Genomic DNA, 12,856 nt, shown 5'->3' with positions numbered 1-12,856 from the left:
CCGGGTGGACTGGTGAAGCCGGTATTATCCCCGATAAACGGCTTTCACGTTCGCGCCTAAGCGAGCACATGCCCAATCACGGGCGCCAGCAGGACGGTGACCACGCCCGAAAAAATCATGGTCAGGCTGGCCACCGCGCCTTCTTCCGTGCCGACGCGGCGCGCCACCGACAGGCCAAAGCCGTGCGCGGCCGCGCCATACGGGGCGCCGCGGGCGATGCGCATGCGCAGCGGCAGCAGTTTCAACAGCGGCTTGCCCAGCATCAGGCCGAACAAGCCCGTCATTACCACGAAGATGCCCGTCAGCTGGGCCGAGCCACCCATCTGGCGCGACGCCTCCAGCGCAAACGGCGTGGAGACCGACCGCGCCAGCAGGCTGCGCGCCATGTCGCCATGCACGCCCAGCAGGCGGTCCAGCAGCAAGGTGGCGGCCAGCGAGGCCACGATGCCGGCGCAGCTGCCCAGCGACAAGGCCAGCCAGTGCTTGCGGATCAGCTTCCGTTCCTGGAAGATCGGCAGCGCAAACGCGACGGTGGCGGGACCCAGCAGCCAGGGCAGCCAGCGCGTTTCGCCAAAATAGGTACTGAAAGGCGTGGCGGTGGCTTGCACGATGATAATCAGTATGGCCGAGGTGCAGATGGCGGGCGTGAGCAAAAAGTGCGGATGGCGGCGGTGCAGGGCCTGGTTGGCATAGAACAGCACCAGCGTCAGCAGCAAAAACAGCAGCGACAGGGTCAGCGTATTCATGGGGCCGTCCTTGCGGCGCGCTGGCGCAGCAGTTTTTTCAGGCGCAGGCGGCGCTCGATGCGGCATACCCATTCCACCGTAAAGGCCGTCGCCAGCATCACGCACGCAAAGCCCAGCCCTATGTCGAGCAGCAAGATCAGGCCCTTGGCCTTGATCAGCTCGGTAAATTGCACCACCGAGACCACCAGCGGTATAAAGAACAGCAGCATATTGGCCAGCAGCCAGTTGGCGCCCAGTTCCACCGCCGCTGGCCTGACCCAGCCCGAGGCCAGCAATGCCACCAGCAGGAACATGCCCACCACGCCGCCCGAAAAAGGCAAATGCAAAGCGGCAGCCGCATGGTCGGCGGCCCACCAGGCAGCGATCAGCACACCCACCTGCCACAGCGTTTGCGCGGGCCGGCGCCAGGCCGGTGTGCTGGCTGGAGGCAAGGCGGGACTGGAACAGTTGGCGTGCATGGCAGGCTTTCAATGGCGGAAGATTGCATTGTAGGTTGCCATGATTAAAAGATAAAATGACTTAAACTTATGAAGTTCATTCGATATTGGAATGCATGATGGATATCCGCTCGCTGCGCTACTTCGTCGAAGTCGTGGAACAGAACAGCTTTACACGCGCGGCCAGCAAGCTGCACGTGACGCAACCCACCGTCAGCAAGATGATCGCGCAGCTGGAACAGTCGCTGGACCTGGCCTTGCTGGACCGGGTGGGCAAGCGGTTTACCCTGACCGACGCGGGCAAGGTGGTGCTGTCGCGCGCCCATGAATTGCTGGCCCTGCATGCGGAATTGAAGGTGGAATTGCGCGACTTGCAGCACCTGGAGCGGGGCGAGCTGCGCGTGGGCGTGTCGCCGCAAACCCATACGGTGATTGCGCCGTGGCTGGCCGAGTATCACCAGCGCTATCCGGGCATCGAACTGAAAATGGTCGAAAGCGGTACCCAGGCGATCGAACGCGACTTGCGCAAGGGCAGCATCGAGCTGGGCACCATGCTGGACTATCCGGGCAACGTCGCCAGCTGGCAGGAGTTCGAATCACTGCCGCTGGTGCGCTCGCCCTTGTGCCTGCTTGCGCCGCCCGATTCAGGCTGGCAGGGGCGAAGCGCGGTGGCCCTGGCGGAGCTGGCGGACAGTCCGTTTGTCTTTTATGGCGACGCCTTTGCGCTGAACGAGATCGTGCTGGACGCCTGCCAGCGCGCCGGTTTCGTGCCACGCATTACCAGCCGCAGCGGCCAGTGGGACTTTATCGCCTCCCTGGTGCGCCTGGGCGTGGGCGTGTGTTTGCTGCCGAAGATGTTCTGCGACACCCTGGACCCCAGCCAGTTCGCCATTGTGCCCCTGCTTGATCCGCCGGTGGAATGGAATCTGATGCTGGCCTGGCGCCGCGCCGGCCGCCTGTCGTTTGCCGCCCGTGCCTGGCTGGACCTGGTGCGCGCGCATATGGGCAATGCCGTGCCCGCAGTGCGATTACAATAGGCGACCGCAACCACTCCACCAGAACATGCACACCACCGTCACGACCAAACTCAGGCGCACAACCACTTCCATGCTGCTGGGATTGGCATGCACGGTCGGGCTGATGAGCGAAATGGGTTATGCCCAGGCCGCCATCCCCGTCTATGGCTTTCTGGTAAAAAATACCTATCCGCACGATCCGCGCGCCTTTACCCAGGGCCTGCTGTTCAAGGACGGCCATCTGTATGAAAGCACGGGCCAGAACGGCCAGTCCTCGTTGCGCAAGGTGGACCTGAAGACGGGCAGGGTGCTGCAGCGCGAAATGCTGGACCAGAACGTTTTCGGCGAAGGCATCACCGATGTGGGCGACGAGATCATGGCGCTGACCTGGACCACGCAGACCGGCTATGTGTTCGACCAGAAAAGCTTCAAGCTCAAGCGCAAGTTCGAGTACCAGGGCGAAGGCTGGGGCCTGGCCAGCGATGCAAAATATGTCTACATGAGCGACGGCAGCGCCGCCATCCGCGTGCTGAACCCGAAAACCATGGCCGAAGTGCGCCGCTTCGACGTCAAGGCCGAGGGCAAGCCGATCGCGCGCCTGAACGAACTGGAAATCGTCGACGGCCAGCTGTTTGCCAATGTCTGGGGCGCCGACGTCATCGCCCGCATCGACCCCGCCAGCGGCAAGGTGGTGGGCTGGATCGACCTGACCGGCCTGCTGCCGCCGGCCCAGCGCGGCACCGAAAACCCGGACGCCGTGCTGAACGGCATCGCCTGGGACAAGCACGGCAAGCGCCTGTTTGTCACCGGCAAGCTGTGGCCCAAGCTGTTCGAGATCGAGCTGATCGAGATACAGCGGCATTGATGCGGGCGATGGGCAACGTTAGTTGAGGCATCAGGTTCCAGGTCGCGGGACGATATAACACGATAGGTGTTTCATCACGTGCGCGGAAAGGCGTGTACCTTGTCTGGCTGGACTTGGCCAACCTCGACGCCATCGAGGTGATAGATCGAAATGCTCACATTGCCATGGGCAATTTCCTGAATCAGAGATTCCATTTTGCGTCCTTCGGTCCATTCGACCTTGCCAGCCACCAGCGCTGTCGCCTCGAGCAAGCATGCGGAGAGCAATATTCTCCTGGCGTCGAGTATTGAGCGCCAGCCCGGATAGTTGGGCTGGTAGCGCATGTAATGCGCAGACACCCGATTGCGCTTTCCTGCGGCCATCACAGTGACTATTGAATCGATAGTCACTAGCCAGTGCAGCGCGGCGCACGGCTTATACACGCGCGATTTGCAAAATCTATCCAATTGTCATGGATATAAGGAAAAACACTGTTTTTTACAGGGAAGGCAGCGACCGAATCGGTAAAAAGCGTTCTTTTTCACGGCATTTAAATCTTGACGTAAGAATATCTTTTCACGAAGTATCATATTCCAGCCTTTCCCGGCGCCACGCAGAATGGCGCGGGCAGGGCATCCATCCGATACGCAATCTTCCCGTGGAGAGACCAGCATGAAAATGCCCGAAGCAGGCAGTACCCAGTCGCCGATCAAGCACCGTCCGCTCGACCAGTTGGCCACCGATACGGCGGCCGTGCGCGCCATTGCGCAGGCGGCCGTCAGCGTGGAGCTGTTTACCATCCCGCTGTACATGGCCACCATGTATTCGATTTACGGCACGCACCAGATCAATTCCAAGGGCGTGCGCTACTACGAAGGCCGGCAATGGCCGGGCATGAGCACCACCGCGCGGCCCGAGTCGAAAGAGCAAAAGGCCTTCAACATCATCTTCAGCGTGTTTATCCAGGAAATGCTGCACCTGCAGATGGCGTCGAATATCGCCACCGCGATCGGCGCCGCGCCGTGCTTCACGGGTGCGGAACTGCAGAACCAGCAGCATGGCTGGACCTGCTACGGACCAGATCTGACCACGATTCCGCATATCGTCGACCTGAAGGACACCTCGGGCTACAGCAAGGTGCGGGTCAACCTGGAAGAGCTGAACGAGAACCAGTGCGAGCTGTTCCGCGCCATCGAGCAGCCGGAAAAGCAGGCGCGGGAGCAGCTGCGCGCCTTCGACAAGCTTGATCACACCAAGTATTTCCCGCAAGTGCCGCTGGACGGCTGGACGCCGGGCAAGCATGTGCACGACCTGCCCCTGTTCGGCACCATCGGCTATATGTACGAATGCTATGCGGCCTATATCAGCATCGAGTACACCGATGGTGAAACCCTGTGGCAGAAGCTGTTCGTCAATAACTCGGTGCAGCAGGACATGTTCAACACCACCGTCAAGGGCCATGAAAAGGCCGAGTTCCCCCGCTTCGACACCAGCTTCGGGCCGAATGTCCAGGATGGCGGCAATATCACCTCGTTCAACAAGGCGATCGACATGATGGCCGCGATTACCGACCAGGGCGAGGGCAGCGATGGCGCCATCAAGCGCTACCGCCGCAACGTGGGCGCCATGCTGATGGCGGTGCAACCCGATTACCGCGAGGACGATGCGGCGCTGAAGGTCGATTATCCCTCCTACAGCAACGACGGCGGCGACGCCGAGTCGCGCGACGCGGCGGCCCGCCACGACAGCGCCAAATATGATCACTACGAGCGCTTCGGCCATGTGAAGCACATGCTGCCGGTGAAGACCTGGGCGCAATGGCATGCGGAAGGCCATGTCTGGGACGCGGCCATGCTGACCAACGAGCACTATAATCAGGCCACGGCGCCGCAGAATATTCCCGGCCCCGACGATGTGGCGGGCGCGCTGAACCGCTTGAAAGACAAGTCCGACACCCTGACGATGCTGAGCACGGTCGCCAACGGCGCCATCTACGGCATCACCTCGGTGCTCGATACCTACTGGCAAGACCAGAGCACGGCGTTTCCGTATCCGTCGATGGTCGGCGCCGGTGACCGCATGGCGCTGTGCTGGGCCGTGCTGGGCCAGGCGCCCAACCTGGCAACGGGCGTGCCGGTGCGCGACAAGGACATCCTGTACCACGCCTGCCAGGGCATGCACCTGGAAGGCGAGGCCGAAGCCACCTGCGCGGCGCTGGCCGTCTACCATACCTGTCGCGGCTCGAACGGCTGCCATGCCCAGGGCGGCTGCGGCTTTGCCCAGCTCGATACGGGTGGCGGCCAGTGCGGCGGCTCGTCCTGTGGCCATTCGGCCAAGGTAACCAAGGTGGCGGGCAATCTGTGCGGCGCGCCCAAACCGCCGCCACCGGTGCCGGCGGACGACGTCTACAGCGCACCAAGCGACAACAAATGCGCCACCTTCGGCGGCTGTGCCGTGCCGATTTCGGCCTCCCAGCTGTACCCCAACGCCACGCCAGGCACCATGACCCTGTACAACTTCGGCCCGGGCCCGGACCACAAGTCGGAATCCCTGGGCCAGACCGTCAGCTTCGCCCTTGGCGAAAGCGTGTATGACAAGGCCTGGGAAGCGTATGTCAAGGTGATGGCGGCGCGCGGCGCAACCCCCGCAGCCAAGCCGGCGCCGACCGATTTGCGCATGGCCCTGCCACCGTCGACCTGATGATGGCCGCCAATAAACTGGCGGCTCCCCGCCTGGGCCTGCCGCATCTGGGCCTGGGCGTCGGGCTGCGCCCGCAACACTACCAGCACATCCTGGAACACGGACCGCAGGTGGACTGGTTCGAGATCATCAGCGAGAACTTTATCGACAACCATGGCTATGGCCGCCATGTATTGGAGCAAGTGGCGGCGCAAGTGCCGATCGTCATGCATGGCGTGTCGCTGTCGATCGGCAGCAGCGATCCGCTCGACCTGCGCTACCTGGCCAAGCTGCGCCAGCTGGCCGAGGAGGTGCGGCCGGCCTGGATTTCTGACCATCTGTGCTGGACCGGTGCCGCCTCCGTCAACAGCCACGACCTGCTGCCGCTGCCGCTGGACGAGGCCAGTTTTCGGCATGTGGCCGCGCGCGTGCGCCAGGTGCAGGATTTCCTCGGCCGTCCGCTGATCCTGGAAAACCCCAGCACCTATGTCGAGTTCGCCAGCTCCAGCATGCCGGAATGGGAATTCCTGGGCCGCCTGGCCGAAGACACGGGCTGCGGCCTGCTGCTGGACGTGAACAATGTGTACGTCAGCGCGCACAACCACGGCTACGACGCGGCGCACTATATCCGCCAATTGCCGCACCGGCATATCGTGCAACTCCACCTGGCTGGCCCCACCGATTGCGGCGAGGTGCTGATCGACACGCATGACGCCCCCGTGCCGGCTGCTGTCTGGCGGCTGTATGCGCTGGCGCAGCGGCTGACGGGCGGCGTGTCGGCGCTGCTGGAATGGGATGCGAATATCCCGCCGTATCCGCAGCTGCTGGCGGAACTGGCCAAGGCGCGCGCGGCCGAACGGGGCGAGTTTTCGGACGAAGCACCGTTGGTGCCTGCGCGCGGCGCCGTGTCCAGCCCGCTCAGCTTTCACCTGGGAGATGTCCATGCATGAATCCGAGCAACAATCGCTGGCGCGGCTGCAGGTCTGGTTTTTGACGGCCATGACGGCGCCCGGCGGCGCGCAGCGCGGCATGGAACTGGCACAGCATCACCATGGCCTGAGCCGGGACGAGGTGTTTAAGAGCGCGGCCGGCCGCCAGGCGCGCCTGCATATCTACGCCGACGGCTATGTGCAGCGCCTGCTCGAATGCCTGCAGGTCGATTTCCCCGTGCTGCGCAAGACCATGGGCGCGGAACTGTTCGACTTTTTCGCCCGCGCCTATGTCTGGCGCCACCCCTCGCGCTCGCCCACCTTGTATGACCTGGGGGGCGGCTTTGCCGATTTCCTTGCGGCCAGCCAGCCGGCGGGCGGTGGCGAACAGCTGCGCTTTCCCGTTGAGCTGGCCCGGCTGGAACGCGCGCGCAGCGAGGCGGGCAGGGCGCGGGGACTGGAGCAGCGGGCGGCGGTGTCCATGCCGGACCTGGCCTGGCTCACCGGCGGCGAGACGCGGATACGGCTGGCGCCGTGCACGCGCCTGCTGTCCCTGTCGTTTTCCCTGCAGGCATTCTGGCGCGAAGCACAGGCCGCCCCCGATGACGCCATGCCGCCCCAGCCCGCACCGGGGCCCGGCCATGTCGCCATCGCGCGCTTGCATTATCGGCTCGGCATGCACAGCTTGCTGCCGTGGCAATTTCATTTGCTGCAGGCGGCAAGCGACGATGCCGGCAGCCTGCAGGCCTGCGCTTTGCATGCAGCCCGTCAGTGCGCCTTGCCGGTCGACCAGGTGCTGGCCGACGCCATGTTGTGGCTGCCGCTTGCCGCAGCAGCCGGTATCACTTGCGGCGAGGATTGAGACGCGGTCGCCAGATGCAAGAAAGGCCGATCGGATCGGCCTTTTTTACAACAAGATGGACAAGCATCAGCGGTAGAACGCTTCGACCTTGCCTTTCAGTTTGATTTGCAGCGGGCGGCCGCGGCGGTCCAGCGACTTGGTCGAGGCAACCTTGATCCAGCGTTCGCTGATGCAATATTCTTCGACATCGAGGCGTTCCTTGTCGTTGAACTTGATGCCCACGTCGTTTTCAAACACGGCGGCGACGTGATAAGGGCTGCTGGGGTCGATCGACAGGCGATCGGGCAATGGGGGTAAGGTAGTGGTATCGTTCATGGGCGTCATTATCGCGCAGAATGCGCCAGCAGACAACGGCTGCATGCTGCGCAATAAAACAGCCAGGCCGGCAAGTTTGCCGGCCTGGCTGTCGCTAGCGAAGCTGTGCTGGTCCGGCTGGACCGCAAGGCTTAGCGCTTGGCGTCATTCTTGTGGCTTTGACGGCCGGCTTCCACGTGCTGCTCATGCGTGCCGCCGCGCGAGCCGGAGCTGGAACCCGAGCCGGACGCCGACTGCTGATTGCCTTGCGAGCGGTCGGACTGCTGGTTGCCCTGTGCATTGCCCGATTGTTGCGAGGCGCCACCGCGATTGGCATCGTTCTTGTGGCTTTGACGGCCCGCTTCCACGTGCTGCTCATGGGTGCCGCCTTGCTTGCCGGCGCCTTGTTGGCTACCTGACTGTTGATTGCCGGACTGTTGATTACCTTTTTGCATGGTATCGGCTTGCTTGTCCGACGACGATTTGCTGGTCTGGTTCGATTTGTTCGAGTTCATGATAGTTTCCTTTGTAAGTGGGATACATATGCATGACAGCCTCTGGCTGCCTGGCCTGCTTGCTTCCGATGCGCCGTCCCTTGGCGTGCAATGGAGGGCGCCGTCGGAGAAAACATTGTCACCGCCATGGCCCAGTCTGTGCATAGGGATACAGGCTGCTGGCATGTAGGAAAGTTCTGTGGTACAAGGCAACCATTTCTGAATCGTATTTTTTTTACAGGTATGATTTCTATCTAAACGTCAACGTACCCGCGTATTTCAACACAATAGGCCGAAGACGGACAGTCGGATATGACAAACTTGTACTGAGGAATATGAAAGAATTACTGGAATCCTTAAACGAAAATTTTGACGATGCTGAAGGTTGGATTCGACTTGTCGATGCTAACTGGTTTGCAAATGACCTCAAGTTAAATCTGTCGATTCAATTTTACGATGGCCGTGACCCGGAAATGTGGGAGATTTCTTGTCTTGGAGTCGTCGAGGAGTCTCTTTGTTCAAGCGGGGCAGAGGCGCTTTCCCTTTCGAATGATTCCCCATTGCTGAAGCCTTTTCTAGAGCCGGTAGTCGACATCATGTTTTTCAAAAACGCAGTGGCGCCTGAGACTTTGTTCGGTATTGTTTGTTCATGCTGCATAGAAGTCATGGGCAGGCCGGAAAGCATCGCAAGATTCATGAATGCGGCGCCGACCATCAAGGGAATATCCAGTTCGAACTACGGACTACTCGGGAGATTCCCCGAGTCGGTGGCAAAACACATTCTGGAGGCGTTAAAGGACAAGCCCGTTATCACGAACGCATTACCCGGCCACCTGCCAACGCGCTGGGACGGTTCAAAGCACGTGGGCTATGGGAAACTGCAAGTACTTGAATTTGGGCGGTCGTATATTGTTGCAGAGCAGTTTAGTGCCTGTCGCGTCTAGCAAAGGTCAGAAGATTCCTCGCCATGGCTGAAGTGCAGCTAGCTACCGGCGGAAGAGGTCGGTTGAGTAGATGTGGAAAATCGTTCGGCTTGTGTCAAATTTCTTTATCTACATAATCATCATCTTTATGGATCAAAATAGAATCAAACAAGCCCACGCCTTGGTCAGCGAGTTGTTGGCCGCCATCAATACACGCGACAGTGAAGCGATACAAACGCTGTGCCATTTTTCCAGCGCCTGCGCGGACGAAGTATTCGAGGCCATGGACAGTTATTTCCAGCGCGGCGTCGCCCTTGCGCTGGGACCGGCCCCTGACTGGTATCCGATGAACGATGGCGCGCTGGGCATGGCGTGCGAGCTGTTTGCCGATGGCAAGCCAGGCGAGGCGAGACTGCACCTGGACGTTGCCGACCAGGACGGCGTTCCGACCCTGCATTACCAATACATAAGATCCTGAAGCATGGCCATCAACGACAAGCAGCAGCAAATCTGCGCCAGGCACGGCCTGGCCGCGCAGGCGCCCGAAGCGATGGTGGCCGTGGCGACCGCCAGCCTGGACCAGTCGCCCATCTACGGCACCCGCATCGCCTTGCCCGAGAACGGCACCATCAGCTGGTTTATCCATTGCGGCGAACATTCCGATGCGGCGGATTTTTACCAGCCGCTGCACACGGCGCACCTGCGGGAGCTGCTGCCGCAGGTGCTCGACTACCTGGCCTTGCCCAGTGGCGCGAAGTTCATTCTCGACCGCGATGGATACGAGGATGTGTGGATGGAAGAGTAAGCAGCGCGTGCCCCGCGATTTGTTTTGACCTTGATAAATAGATATGCAAGACTGCGAGTCCTTCTTGTAATATTTCTATATGGAAAGAGTCACCATGAACCGTCGCCTGCCGCTGGCTGCCCTGCTGATCGCGCTCGTTGCCGCACCTGCCAGCGCCAGTGCTGCGGCCAAGACGGCGCCAGCCGGCCAGGCAAGCACGGTCGAGCAGGGCGTCGCCGCCTTTTTGCAAAACGAAATGCAGGAGCGGCAAATTCCCGGCTTGCAGATTGCGGTGATACAGCACGGCAAGGTGGTCCTGGCGCGCAATTTTGGCCTGGCCTCCCTGCAATATGGCGTGCCGGTGATTGACTCCAGCCTGTTTTCCATCAATTCCGCCACCAAGGCCTTCACGGGCGTGGCCGTCATGCAGCTGGTGCAGCAGGGCAAGGTCGAGCTAGACGCGCCCATCTCGCGCTATCTGCCCGACCTGCCGCAAGCCTGGCAAGCCGTGACGGTGGCCCAGTTGCTGAACCATACTTCCGGCCTGCCCGATGTGCTGAACCAGGCCACGGGCAAGCTGGTCGGACCGCAGCCCGATGACAATGATGCGGCCTGGAAAGCCGTGCAGGCGTTGCCGATGGACTTCCAGCCGGGCCAGCGCTACCGCTACAACCAGACCAATTACGTCTTGCTGGCACAGCTGATCGAGCGGCAAAGCGGGCTGGCCTTCGTGGAGTTCATCCGGCGCGGGCAGTTCGATCCTGCCGGCATGCCCGACAGCGGCTTTGGCGACGCCAAGGACGTGGTGCGCAACAAGGCCACCTCCTACTATCTCGCAGGCAAGGATTACCGCAATGTGATCGAGGATTTCCCCGTCTTCATGCGCGCTGGCGCCGGCATCAACAGCAATACGGGTGAACTGGCCAAATGGCTGATCGCGCTGCAGTCCGGCCGCTTGCTGGAAGCGGCCAGCGTGACACGGCTGTGGCAGCTGAGCACGCTCAATGATGGCAAGCCGGCGCCGTGGGCGCTGGGCTGGCCCGCCATCCGCCGCGACGCACACCGCGCCGTGGCCGGTATCGGCGGCGCACGCTCGGCCTTTTATGTGTATCCAAACGACGACCTGGCGATCATCATCCTGACCAACCTGGCCGGCGGACAACCCGAGCAGCTGATCGATACGGTGGCCGGCTTTTATCTGCCCGCCTTGCGCCAGGAACTGGGCGGCAGCCATGCCCTGTATTTGCTGCGGCAAGCCATCGGCAAGGGCGGCTTTGACAAAATGGACCAGCAACTGGCGTCCATCCGCCAGCAGCATGCGCTGCCCGCGCCGGACGAAAACGATCTGAATGCCTGGGGCTATCGCCTGCTGCGCCGGCAGCAGGCCAGCGACGCCATCGCCGTGTTCAAGCTGGCGGTAAGGCTGTACCCAGGGAGCGCCAACGGCCACGACAGCCTGGCCGAGGCCGGCGAGGCGGCAGGCGACACCGCGCTTGCCGTCACCCACTATCGCCGCTCGGTCGAGCTCGATCCGGGCAACCAGCACGCCATCGCCCGCCTGAAAGCGCTGGCGCCGAACTAGGCTACAGGGCCTGCACGGCGGCGTCGACCAGCGCCCTTGGATGACTTTCTTGCGATAGGTCGAGGCCAGGCGCTGATGTTGATTCGCCAGGTAGGGCAGCACGCCGTCTATCCATATGTCGCCATTGCCGCCGCCATTCGCGCGTACGTCGATGATCAACTTGCTGACGCCGCTTTTCCGCATAAATCACCGCTGGAAACGCCAAGGGCCTGGCGTTGCCGCGTACGGCAAGGCCAGGCCCCCGGGAGCAGGAGAGAGATTACTTCTCGGCGAATGCGCGCTCGACGACAAAGTCGCCAGGCGTGGAGGTGTTGCCTTCCTTGAAGCCGCGCTCTTCCAGCATTTCCTTCAGGTCGCGCAGCATGTCGGAGCTGCCGCAGATCATCACGCGGTCGACTGCCGGGTCCAGCGCAGGCACGCCCAGGTCTTCGAACAGCTTGCCGCTTTCGATCAGGGACGTGATGCGGCCCATGTTGCGGAAGTCTTCGCGGGTGACGGTCGGGTAGTAGCGCAGCTTGTCGGTCACCATTTCGCCCAGGAACTCGTGGTTCGGCAGGTGCTCGACCAGCAGGTCGTGGTAAGCCAGTTCATCGACCTGGCGCACGCCGTGCACGAGGATCAATTGATCGAAGCGTTCGTAGATGTCCGGATCGCGCACGATGGACAGGAAGGGTGCCAGGCCAGTGCCGGTCGACAGCATGTACAGGCGCTTGCCTGGCAGCAGGTAGTCGGACACCAGGGTGCCGGTCGGCTTGCGGCCGACGATCACGGTGTCGCCCACTTCCAGGTGCTGCAGGCGCGAGGTCAGCGGGCCGCCCGGTACCTTGATGCTGAAAAACTCCAGGTGCTCTTCGTAGTTGGCGCTGGCGATACTGTAGGCGCGCAGCAGCGGCTTGCCGTCGACGCGCAGGCCGATCATCGTGAAATGACCGTTCGAGAAACGCAACGAAGGATCGCGCGTAGTCGTAAAGGAGAACAGGGTATCCGTCCAGTGGTGCACGCTTAAGACGCGCTCTTCATTCATCGAACTCATAGTATTTGTTTGCTGGTCAAAAAAATGGTTAGGTGCTGGCAACTGCTGGCAAAAAAAGTGACATCCTGCGTAGGTCAACCCCTATTGTAACGGCCCCGACGCGAAATTGTTACCGTCTATCGCCGCCAATGTCGCCGCACGCGGTGCCGACATTATAGTGCCGATGGCAAGATCCGGCTGCAAAAGCACGAAAATGGGGGCGTGGACAGGGCGAAAATCTTGATCTGAGGCAG

15 protein-coding genes are annotated in these 12,856 nt (G+C 61.6%); 9 read left to right on the top strand and 6 right to left on the bottom strand.

Going from position 1 to position 12,856, the window contains the following annotated elements:
* Nucleotides 1–56 precede the first annotated feature (56 nt).
* Both Q8L25_RS20945 and Q8L25_RS20940 read right to left on the bottom strand, forming a co-directional pair.
* Nucleotides 57–746 carry an LrgB family protein gene (locus Q8L25_RS20945; RefSeq protein WP_308921224.1) on the bottom strand — a complete coding sequence of 230 codons (690 nt, stop codon included), beginning with the start codon at nt 744–746 and terminating at the stop codon, nt 57–59.
* Nucleotides 743–1,204 (bottom strand): CidA/LrgA family protein, encoded by a 462-nt coding sequence (locus tag Q8L25_RS20940; protein ID WP_308921223.1) that lies wholly within the window; start codon nt 1,202–1,204, stop codon nt 743–745. The genes Q8L25_RS20945 and Q8L25_RS20940 overlap by 4 nt, the downstream gene beginning before the upstream one ends.
* Nucleotides 1,205–1,302: 98 nt before the next feature.
* Here Q8L25_RS20940 and Q8L25_RS20935 point away from each other — a divergent pair, with 98 nt between their 5' ends.
* A complete protein-coding gene (locus Q8L25_RS20935; RefSeq protein WP_308925768.1) occupies nt 1,303–2,220 on the top strand; it encodes a LysR substrate-binding domain-containing protein in 918 nt (305 codons plus the stop codon).
* 25 nt (nt 2,221–2,245) lie between these two features.
* Nucleotides 2,246–3,064: a glutaminyl-peptide cyclotransferase gene (locus Q8L25_RS20930; protein ID WP_308921222.1), complete on the top strand. Its 819-nt coding sequence runs from the start codon at nt 2,246–2,248 to the stop codon at nt 3,062–3,064.
* A gap of 74 nt (nt 3,065–3,138) precedes the next feature.
* Here the strand turns inward: Q8L25_RS20930 and Q8L25_RS20925 are convergent, their stop codons facing one another.
* A complete protein-coding gene (locus Q8L25_RS20925) occupies nt 3,139–3,387 on the bottom strand; it encodes a hypothetical protein (RefSeq protein WP_308921221.1) in 249 nt (82 codons plus the stop codon).
* Nucleotides 3,388–3,715: 328 nt separating this feature from the next.
* Here Q8L25_RS20925 and Q8L25_RS20920 point away from each other — a divergent pair, with 328 nt between their 5' ends.
* Genes Q8L25_RS20920 through Q8L25_RS20910 form a run of 3 tightly spaced genes read left to right on the top strand, consistent with a single transcriptional unit; the run spans nt 3,716 to nt 7,513 of the window.
* Nucleotides 3,716–5,743, top strand: a complete 2,028-nt coding sequence (locus Q8L25_RS20920; RefSeq protein ID WP_308921220.1) for a ferritin-like domain-containing protein — start codon at nt 3,716–3,718, stop codon at nt 5,741–5,743.
* Nucleotides 5,744–5,760: 17 nt separating this feature from the next.
* Entirely contained in the window at nt 5,761–6,672 is a 912-nt protein-coding gene (locus Q8L25_RS20915) for a DUF692 domain-containing protein (protein WP_308925767.1), read from the top strand.
* The gene (locus tag Q8L25_RS20910) at nt 6,665–7,513 is read left to right on the top strand and encodes a DNA-binding domain-containing protein (RefSeq protein ID WP_308921219.1); all 849 of its coding nucleotides are present in this window, start codon (nt 6,665–6,667) and stop codon (nt 7,511–7,513) included. The genes Q8L25_RS20915 and Q8L25_RS20910 overlap by 8 nt, the downstream gene beginning before the upstream one ends.
* A 66-nt stretch (nt 7,514–7,579) precedes the next feature.
* Here the strand turns inward: Q8L25_RS20910 and Q8L25_RS20905 are convergent, their stop codons facing one another.
* A complete protein-coding gene (locus Q8L25_RS20905) occupies nt 7,580–7,828 on the bottom strand; it encodes a DUF3297 family protein (RefSeq protein ID WP_065308447.1) in 249 nt (82 codons plus the stop codon).
* Nucleotides 7,829–7,959: 131 nt separating this feature from the next.
* Nucleotides 7,960–8,322, bottom strand: a complete 363-nt coding sequence (locus tag Q8L25_RS20900; RefSeq protein WP_308921218.1) for a hypothetical protein — start codon at nt 8,320–8,322, stop codon at nt 7,960–7,962.
* Nucleotides 8,323–8,636: 314 nt separating this feature from the next.
* Between Q8L25_RS20900 and Q8L25_RS20895 the strand changes: the two genes are divergently transcribed.
* From Q8L25_RS20895 to Q8L25_RS20880, 4 genes are all read left to right on the top strand, one after another.
* The gene (locus Q8L25_RS20895) at nt 8,637–9,245 is read left to right on the top strand and encodes a hypothetical protein (RefSeq protein WP_308921217.1); all 609 of its coding nucleotides are present in this window, start codon (nt 8,637–8,639) and stop codon (nt 9,243–9,245) included.
* Nucleotides 9,246–9,372: 127 nt separating this feature from the next.
* Entirely contained in the window at nt 9,373–9,702 is a 330-nt protein-coding gene (locus Q8L25_RS20890) for a hypothetical protein (protein ID WP_308921216.1), read from the top strand.
* 3 nt (nt 9,703–9,705) lie between these two features.
* The gene (locus tag Q8L25_RS20885; protein ID WP_308921215.1) at nt 9,706–10,029 is read left to right on the top strand and encodes a hypothetical protein; all 324 of its coding nucleotides are present in this window, start codon (nt 9,706–9,708) and stop codon (nt 10,027–10,029) included.
* A 94-nt stretch (nt 10,030–10,123) separates the two neighbouring features.
* Entirely contained in the window at nt 10,124–11,590 is a 1,467-nt protein-coding gene (locus tag Q8L25_RS20880) for a serine hydrolase domain-containing protein (protein WP_308921214.1), read from the top strand.
* Nucleotides 11,591–11,849: 259 nt separating this feature from the next.
* On the opposite strand, the gene Q8L25_RS20875 is transcribed toward Q8L25_RS20880, so the two are convergent.
* Complete coding sequence (locus tag Q8L25_RS20875; protein ID WP_308921213.1) at nt 11,850–12,623, bottom strand: ferredoxin--NADP reductase; 774 nt, start codon at nt 12,621–12,623, stop codon at nt 11,850–11,852.
* Between the last annotated feature and the right edge of the window lie 233 nt (nt 12,624–12,856).

It is taken from the genome of Janthinobacterium sp. J1-1, assembly GCF_030944405.1.
Classification (GTDB): domain Bacteria; phylum Pseudomonadota; class Gammaproteobacteria; order Burkholderiales; family Burkholderiaceae_D; genus Janthinobacterium.
Note: the sequence above shows the minus strand (reverse complement) of the source record. Positions and strands in the feature narration are given on the sequence as shown.

What these genes read in the sequence shown, in the direction of transcription:
- Q8L25_RS20945 (WP_308921224.1), bottom strand. Translation starts at nt 746, where the DNA reads ATGAATACGCTGACCCTGTCGCTGCTGTTTTTGCTGCTGACGCTGGTG.
- Q8L25_RS20925 (WP_308921221.1), bottom strand. Translation starts at nt 3,387, where the DNA reads ATGCGCTACCAGCCCAACTATCCGGGCTGGCGCTCAATACTCGACGCC.
- Q8L25_RS20895 (WP_308921217.1), top strand. Translation starts at nt 8,637, where the DNA reads ATGAAAGAATTACTGGAATCCTTAAACGAAAATTTTGACGATGCTGAA.
- Q8L25_RS20890 (WP_308921216.1), top strand. Translation starts at nt 9,373, where the DNA reads ATGGATCAAAATAGAATCAAACAAGCCCACGCCTTGGTCAGCGAGTTG.
- Q8L25_RS20900 (WP_308921218.1), bottom strand. Translation starts at nt 8,322, where the DNA reads ATGAACTCGAACAAATCGAACCAGACCAGCAAATCGTCGTCGGACAAG.
- Q8L25_RS20910 (WP_308921219.1), top strand. Translation starts at nt 6,665, where the DNA reads ATGCATGAATCCGAGCAACAATCGCTGGCGCGGCTGCAGGTCTGGTTT.
- Q8L25_RS20930 (WP_308921222.1), top strand. Translation starts at nt 2,246, where the DNA reads ATGCACACCACCGTCACGACCAAACTCAGGCGCACAACCACTTCCATG.
- Q8L25_RS20920 (WP_308921220.1), top strand. Translation starts at nt 3,716, where the DNA reads ATGAAAATGCCCGAAGCAGGCAGTACCCAGTCGCCGATCAAGCACCGT.
- Q8L25_RS20905 (WP_065308447.1), bottom strand. Translation starts at nt 7,828, where the DNA reads ATGAACGATACCACTACCTTACCCCCATTGCCCGATCGCCTGTCGATC.
- Q8L25_RS20875 (WP_308921213.1), bottom strand. Translation starts at nt 12,623, where the DNA reads ATGAGTTCGATGAATGAAGAGCGCGTCTTAAGCGTGCACCACTGGACG.
- Q8L25_RS20880 (WP_308921214.1), top strand. Translation starts at nt 10,124, where the DNA reads ATGAACCGTCGCCTGCCGCTGGCTGCCCTGCTGATCGCGCTCGTTGCC.
- Q8L25_RS20885 (WP_308921215.1), top strand. Translation starts at nt 9,706, where the DNA reads ATGGCCATCAACGACAAGCAGCAGCAAATCTGCGCCAGGCACGGCCTG.
- Q8L25_RS20935 (WP_308925768.1), top strand. Translation starts at nt 1,303, where the DNA reads ATGGATATCCGCTCGCTGCGCTACTTCGTCGAAGTCGTGGAACAGAAC.
- Q8L25_RS20940 (WP_308921223.1), bottom strand. Translation starts at nt 1,204, where the DNA reads ATGCACGCCAACTGTTCCAGTCCCGCCTTGCCTCCAGCCAGCACACCG.